The sequence below is a fragment of the Mesorhizobium sp. M2A.F.Ca.ET.037.01.1.1 genome (assembly GCF_003998075.1).
Lineage (GTDB): Bacteria > Pseudomonadota > Alphaproteobacteria > Rhizobiales > Rhizobiaceae > Mesorhizobium.
This window is the reverse complement of sequence record NZ_RZSA01000281.1, coordinates 1-6,854: the sequence shown is the minus strand read 5'-3', so window position 1 is coordinate 6,854 and position 6,854 is coordinate 1. Positions and strand designations below refer to the sequence as shown.

Genomic DNA, 6,854 nt, shown 5'->3' with positions numbered 1-6,854 from the left:
CGGCAACCTCGGCGCGCTGGCCTCCAAGCCGGTGATGGAAGGCAAGTCCGTGCTGTTCAAGCGCTTCGCCGATGTCGACTCGATCGACCTCGAAGTCGATACCGAGGATGCCGACGAGTTCGTCAACTGCGTGCGCTTCCTCGGGCCTTCCTTCGGCGGCATCAATCTCGAGGACATCAAGGCGCCGGAGTGCTTCATCATCGAGCAGCGGCTGCGCGAATTGATGGATATCCCGGTCTTCCACGACGACCAGCACGGCACGGCAATCATCTCGTCCGCCGGGCTGATCAACGCGCTGGAGATCACCGGCCGCGACATGAAGACCACCAAGCTGGTCTGCAACGGCGCGGGCGCGGCCGGCATCGCCTGCATCGAACTGATGAAGGCGATGGGCTTCGCGCCGGAAAATGTCATCCTGTGCGACACCAAGGGCGTCGTCTATCAGGGCCGCACCGAAGGCATGAACCAGTGGAAGTCGGCGCATGCGGTCAAGACCGAGGCGCGAAGCCTTGCCGAGGCGCTGGACGGCGCCGACGTCTTCCTCGGCCTGTCTGCCAAGGGCGCGCTGACCACCGCCATGGTGCAGTCGATGGCGAAGAACCCGATCATCTTCGCCATGGCCAATCCCGATCCGGAGATCACGCCCGAGGAAGTGGCCGAGATCCGCACCGACGCCATCATGGCGACCGGCCGCTCGGACTACCCCAACCAGGTCAACAATGTGCTGGGCTTCCCCTATATCTTCCGGGGCGCGCTGGATGTGCGCGCCACCACCATCAACGACGCGATGAAGATCGCGGCGGCCAGGGCGCTGGCCGAGCTGGCGCGCCAGGACGTGCCGGACGATGTCGCCGCCGCCTATCAGGGCAACCGGCCGAAATTCGGCCCCAACTACATCATCCCGGTGCCGTTTGATCCGCGCCTGATCTCGGCGATTCCGCTGGCGGTGGCCAAGGCCGCGATGGAATCGGGCGTCGCCCGCAAGCCGATCCTCGATCTCGACCGCTACGCGCAGGAACTGTCCGCCCGCCGCGACCCGATCGCCTCGACCCTGCAGCGCATCTACGACCGCGTGCGCCGCCAGCCCAAGCGCATCGTCTTCGCCGAAGGCGAGGAGGAGCAGGTGATGCGCGCCGCCGTCTCCTATGTGAACCAGAAGCTCGGCACGGCGATCCTGCTCGGCCGTGACGACGTCATCAAGGACAATGCCCGCAATGCCGGCATCGACTTGAACAAGCAGGGCATCGAGATCATCAATGCCAGGCTGTCGCGCCGCAACGGCATCTACACCGACTATCTGTACGAACGCATGCAGCGGAAAGGCTTCCTGTTCCGCGACTGCCAGCGCCTGATCAACAACGACCGCAATCATTTCGCCGCCTGCATGGTGGCGCTGGGCGATGCCGACGGCATCGTCACCGGCGTTACCCGCAACTATTCCACCGCGCTCGACGATGTGCGCCGCATCATCGACGCCAAGCCCGGCCACCGCGTGATCGGCGTATCGATCGTGCTCGCCCGCGGCAGGACGGTGCTGGTCGCCGACACCGCCGTCCACGACATGCCGAACGCCGAGCAGATCGCCGACATCGCCGAGGAGGCGGCAGGTTTTGCCCGCCGCATGGGCTACGAGCCGAGGATTGCCATGCTCGCCTATTCCACCTTCGGCCATCCGCAGGGCGAGCGCTCCGAACGCGTGCAGGAGGCGGTGCGCATCCTCGACAAGCGCCGCGTCGATTTCGAGTATGACGGCGAGATGGCGGCGGACGTGGCGCTGAACCCGCGCTCCATGGCGCAATATCCGTTCATCAGGCTCACCGGCCCGGCCAATGTGCTGATTATGCCGGCATTCCATTCCGCCTCGATCTCGACCAAGATGCTGCAAGAACTCGGCGGCTCGACCGTCATCGGCCCTCTGCTGGTCGGCTTGAACAAGCCGGTCCAGATCGTCTCGCTGAACGCCAAGGACTCGGACATCGTCAACATGGCGGCGATCGCGGCCTATACGGCGGGGAATTGACGGGCCGGCGCGTCAAAGGCCCTGCTTGGGATCAAACAAAAGGGCCCGCGGCGATGCCACGGGCCCTTTCCGTATGAGGTGGTAGGGTCGATCAGAACGAGCGCTGGAAGCGGACGATGCCGCCGACGCTGTTTTTCTTGTCGGCCTTGGTCCAGTTGAAATCGTCGGCGTCGCCGAACTTGCCGTCGTGGACATAGTCAACTTCGGTCGTGATCGTGAAGCCGGGAACGATCGTATAGGCTATGTTTGCCGCGACGGCGGCGTTCTTGGCATCATCAGCCGAGACCTGAAGGTTGAAGGCAGTCTTTTCGTTGAACTTGTAGGTGCCGCCGCCCCAGACAGCCCAGTTGCCGCCCCACGGCTTGTAGAAGCCGCGGCCTCGACCTGGGATCGCGTAGGCCGGATCGTTGAGATTGTCGTCGGTACCATAGCCGCCCATGATGAACAGCGACAGCTCTTTGCTGACATTGACATCCAGGCGGACCTTGCCGGCCACTTCCTCGTAGTTGCTGTCATAAGCGACGACGCCGGTGATCGCACCCCAGTCGCCCTTGTACTTCAAGCCGCCGACCACATGGGGAACATAGCTGTCGATCGTGCCGGAAATGCCCGTGGAGCCCGTAGTGTCCGATCCTTCTTCGAGCGAAATCACGCCCGTGATGCCGCTGCCGGCGTCGAAATAGTAGCTGACAACGTTGGTATCTTTCTGGCCGTAATGGATCAGCGTGTCCTGAATGACGTTGCCGGCGTAGCCGATAAACGCGTCATACGGCGATTCATCCTTACCGACTCGCAGTCCGCCGAGCTGGATCCAGGCGAAGCTCAGCGAAACACTCGTGGCGCCGCCGTTCGGAAAGTTGAATTTGGTCTCGGTGTAGGTCTTCAACGTGCCAAGCTCGGTTTCCTGGCCGGTCCAGGTCTTCAGGTTGAAGCGGGCGTTCTTCTTCCAAGTGTCCTGGGCGTCGCCGTCCTCATGGTCGGTGGCCGTGCGGCCATCGAACGAGCCGACATCGCCCACGCCGGCGTCATAGCGGACGTAGCCGCCGACGCGCAGGCAGGTCTCGGTGCCGGGGATATAGAAGTAGCCGGCGCCATAGACGTCGCAGATCTTCACATATTCGGCCGGTTCTGGCTCGGCAACGGTCACCGCGTCGGCGGCGCGGGCGCCCGAAACTGCGATCAGGGCCGCAGCGGAGCCGAGAAGAAGGCTCTTGATGTTCATTTTCTTTAATCTCCAGTCAAAGGTTCAAGACAGGCCTGACATGCCGTTCGGCGTTTGCCACCCCCGTCCCCATCGTTGAAAAAGTACGCGCATCGGCGCCGCTTCTTCGCTCTGGACATGACTTAATCGCTCGTCACGTACAACAGAGATTGCGTCGGAAAAGCATTTTTTTCAATCTTATAAAGATCTTGTTGCCCAAATATCACGTCATATATTTGTAAAATTGGGACAACTTGCACACTTTATACAATCGAAACACTAAGAAATCCCGAGAACGTGCCAAATGTGCCAATTATTACATCTATATCACACTTAATTGCCCGGCTAATTATGTCGCAGGTTGCGCGGAAACCTTGCCGAACCGCTCAGGACACGGTGCGCGCGGCGCGGACCACGTCCGCGACCATGTCTTCCCTCAACATCTCTATAGGGACGCGGCCATTAAGCTCGGGCGCGGGGCGGGTCAGCCAGAACCAGGCAAGCCTCGGATTGGCGATCGCCGACAGCACGTCGCTTATGCCCAGGACCGGCCTGCCGTCGACGAACTGGGCCAGTGGGAAGACATGTTTGCGGCCGCCCTTGCGCAGCGCGACGACCTCGCCGCGCCTTTGCCAGCGATGCAGCGTCGAGCGCGGGATCCGGAGCTTCTCTTCCAAATAGGTCGAGCCGGCGACTTCGCCTGCCCAATCCTCAAGCAGCATCGATTGAAGACCGGCCGCGCGTTCCGCGATATTCTGAAGCCGTCCCGCCCCCGGCGGCGCGCGCCCGGAAGCCTGATCGGATACCATCGGATTTCCGCTTGCAATTCTGTCGGGCACCGTCCGGAAGAACTCGGAGATGAGCGCGGTCCAATCGGCCTTCAAGGAATCGATTGCATGGCGCTGCGCCGGCGGCAGGAAGGGCAGGGCAGCCGCCACGCTGCCGGAGAGCACACTGGCTGAAACCAGGGCCTGTGCGTCCAGCAGGACACCATGCTGCATCAATGTCTGCTGTACGGCTTCGGTCACTAGGCCAGCCAACGTCTCTTGCGAAATCCCCTCGGACGGGGTCTGAAGTCTGGTCATGCGTTCGTCTTGTGGCCCGCGCTCCTCCCCAGGCGCCGGCGGCTGCTGAAATTCTATCGCGGAAAGCACAGATTGCGGCGGCAATGGACGCCGCGGCCCGGCAGGTTGCTGGCTTGCATCTTCACACCCCTGGTCTGGCGTGCCGAAATGTCAGTCGCGGAACGCTCTATCTTTGCGTGTAGGAGCGGTCTGTGACAGGGGCGCGACAGACGGGCCGGTTCCGAGCCTGTCCGCGATGACGCAACGGTACGGCGTTCTTATGCAATTTGCCTCGCCGCGCCGTTTAGAGCAGCCCTGCCTGCTCGGCCTCGCGGCGGAGATTCTGGCGCGGGCGCGGGCCGATCTGCTGGATCACCAGCCCGGCGGCCAGCGAGCCGAGGTCGCCGCAATCCTTGAGGCTGCGTCCGGTCGTGTAGCCATAAAGGAAGCCGGCGGCATAGAGGTCGCCGGCGCCGGTCGTATCGACCAGTTCCTTGATCTTCGTCGCCTCGATGGTGACGGTCTCGTCGCCCCGCACGATCACCGAGCCTTTCTCGGAACGGGTGACGGCAGCTATCTTGCAGTCCTTGCGGATGGCGTCGAGCGCCTCCTCGAAGGAAGCGGTCTGGTAGAGCGACTTGATCTCGTGGCTGTTGGCAAAGACGATGTCCACGGTACCCGAGCGCATCAACTCGAGGAACTCGTCGCGGTAGCGGTCGACGCAAAAGGAATCCGACAGCGTCATCGACACTTCGCGGCCCGCGGCATGCGCCAGCTTCGCCGTCTGGCGGATGGCCTCCTTGGCGCGCGGCGGATCCCACAGATAGCCCTCGAAATAGGTCACCCTGGCGCCGGACGCCTTGTCGGCCTCGACATCCTCGGGCCCAAGCTCGACGCAGGCGCCGAGATAGGTGTTCATCGAACGCTCGCCGTCCGGCGTGACGAAGATCATTGAGCGTGCGGTCGGCGGCTCGCCCGCGAGCGGCCTGGTGTCGAAGGCCACGCCCTGGGCGTGGATGTCGTGCGTGTAGATTTCGCCCAGCGCGTCGTTCGACACCTTGCCGAAGAAGGCGGCCCGTCCGCCGAGGCTGGCGACACCGGCCGCCGTGTTGCCGGCGCTGCCGCCTGAAGCCTCGATCGCCGGCCCCATGCGGCTGTAGAGCAGTTCGGCGCGCCTGGCGTCGATAAGGTTCATCGCGCCCTTGATGATGCCGTTGGTCTCGAGAAAAGCCTCGTCGCATTGCGCGATGATGTCGACAATGGCATTGCCGATGCAAAGCACGTCATATTCCGGCATCAAAATCTCCGCCAAGAACCCACCCGGCTATCTGGCATGCCGGCCGGGCGCGGGTCTAGCGAGTTGCCGCTGCTTTGCCTACCCCGAAAATCGCCATCGCCTTCCATGACGCCGAACTCGCCGCCGATTGTTCACCGGCTGCGGCAGCGTTCGCATCGAACTGGCTCATATCGGCCGCCGCCCTCGCCGCTATGGTTTCACAGCGATCGAAACATTTCCGCGCCGCTATCGGCTAGAAGCGGATTGTTTCCGCAGACGGAAGGCGCAGAAATGTCCGAAAAGACCGAAATGCCCACCGACCTCGCGCTGCTCGGCGCTCTGGCGGTGCTGTGGGGCGCTTCCTACACCTTCATCAAGATCGGCGTCGAGACGATCCCGCCTGTCACCTTCATCGCCGCTCGGACCATGATCGCCGGGGCCATTCTGCTCAGCGTCATCCGCTGGCGCGGCCTTGCCATGCCTGCCGACGCGGCAATGTGGCGCCGGTTCGCTTTCCAGGCCTGCCTCAACAGCGTCGTGCCCTTCACCCTGATCGCCGCCGCCGAACGATCGGTGGATGCCGGTCTTGCCACCATCCTCAACGCGACATCGCCTATCTTCACCTTCCTGCTGACGGCCTTGATCACGCGCCATGAGCCCGTCACGGCGCGCAAGCTCGTCGGCGTCGGGGCTGGCATCGTCGGCATCTGCCTCATCATCGGCACCGAGGCGCTTGGCGGGCTTGGCCGTCAAATGTGGGCGCAGCTTGCGATCGTCATCGCGACGGTCTCCTATGCCGGCGCGGCGATCTTCGGCCGCGGCTTCAAGGGCTTCGATCCGATGATACCCGCCGCGGGTTCGATGCTTTGCGGCGCGGTGATGCTTGTGCCGCTCAGCCTGATCGTCGACCGGCCATGGACGCTTGCGCCGTCGGCGGCTTCGATCCTGGCCCTGCTCGGCCTGTCGGTCTTCTCGACGGCGCTGGCCTTCGTCATCTATTTTCGCCTGATCCATACGCTGGGCTCGGTCGGCACCACCTCGCAGGCCTATCTGCGCGTGCCGATCGGCGTCGGCATCGGCGCCGTCTTCCTGGGCGAAAGCCTGGGGCCGGCCGCCTGGGTCGGCATGGGTTTTGTCGTCGCCGGCGTTGCGGCAATGACCATTCCGGCCGGCCGGGCGGGAGCGATCCCGGGAAAAGCGTGAACGGTCGGGCGACGATCTCGCCTTGCAGTTGCGCCGTTCTTCCTCGCCGCCTATCTCGGGGGCGTCGCTTCTCGATGAGGGGTCTGCACC

The 6,854-nt window shown here is 63.4% G+C and carries 5 protein-coding genes; 2 read left to right on the top strand and 3 right to left on the bottom strand.

Annotation, left to right across the window (positions count from 1 at the left end):
- The coding region (locus tag EOA27_RS15865) for an NADP-dependent malic enzyme (RefSeq protein ID WP_145970368.1) at window positions 1-2,020 on the top strand (2,020 nt) is incomplete at its 5' end.
- 91 nt (window positions 2,021-2,111) lie between these two features.
- Here the strand turns inward: EOA27_RS15865 and EOA27_RS15860 are convergent.
- The 3 genes from EOA27_RS15860 to EOA27_RS15850 all read right to left on the bottom strand — a co-directional run bounded on the left by EOA27_RS15860 (window position 2,112) and on the right by EOA27_RS15850 (window position 5,582).
- Complete coding sequence (locus tag EOA27_RS15860; RefSeq protein WP_127256652.1) at window positions 2,112-3,242, bottom strand: porin; 1,131 nt, start codon at window positions 3,240-3,242, stop codon at window positions 2,112-2,114.
- Window positions 3,243-3,607: 365 nt separating this feature from the next.
- The gene (locus EOA27_RS15855; protein WP_348639863.1) at window positions 3,608-4,249 is read right to left on the bottom strand and encodes an antitoxin Xre/MbcA/ParS toxin-binding domain-containing protein; all 642 of its coding nucleotides are present in this window, start codon (window positions 4,247-4,249) and stop codon (window positions 3,608-3,610) included.
- A gap of 340 nt (window positions 4,250-4,589) precedes the next feature.
- On the bottom strand, window positions 4,590-5,582 hold the full coding sequence (locus EOA27_RS15850) for an adenosine kinase (protein WP_126079739.1): 993 nt from the start codon (window positions 5,580-5,582) through the stop codon (window positions 4,590-4,592).
- Window positions 5,583-5,852: 270 nt separating this feature from the next.
- Between EOA27_RS15850 and EOA27_RS15845 the strand changes: the two genes are divergently transcribed.
- Window positions 5,853-6,764, top strand: coding sequence for an EamA family transporter (locus EOA27_RS15845; RefSeq protein WP_126079738.1), 912 nt, complete (start codon window positions 5,853-5,855; stop codon window positions 6,762-6,764).
- The last annotated feature ends 90 nt before the right edge of the window (window positions 6,765-6,854 follow it).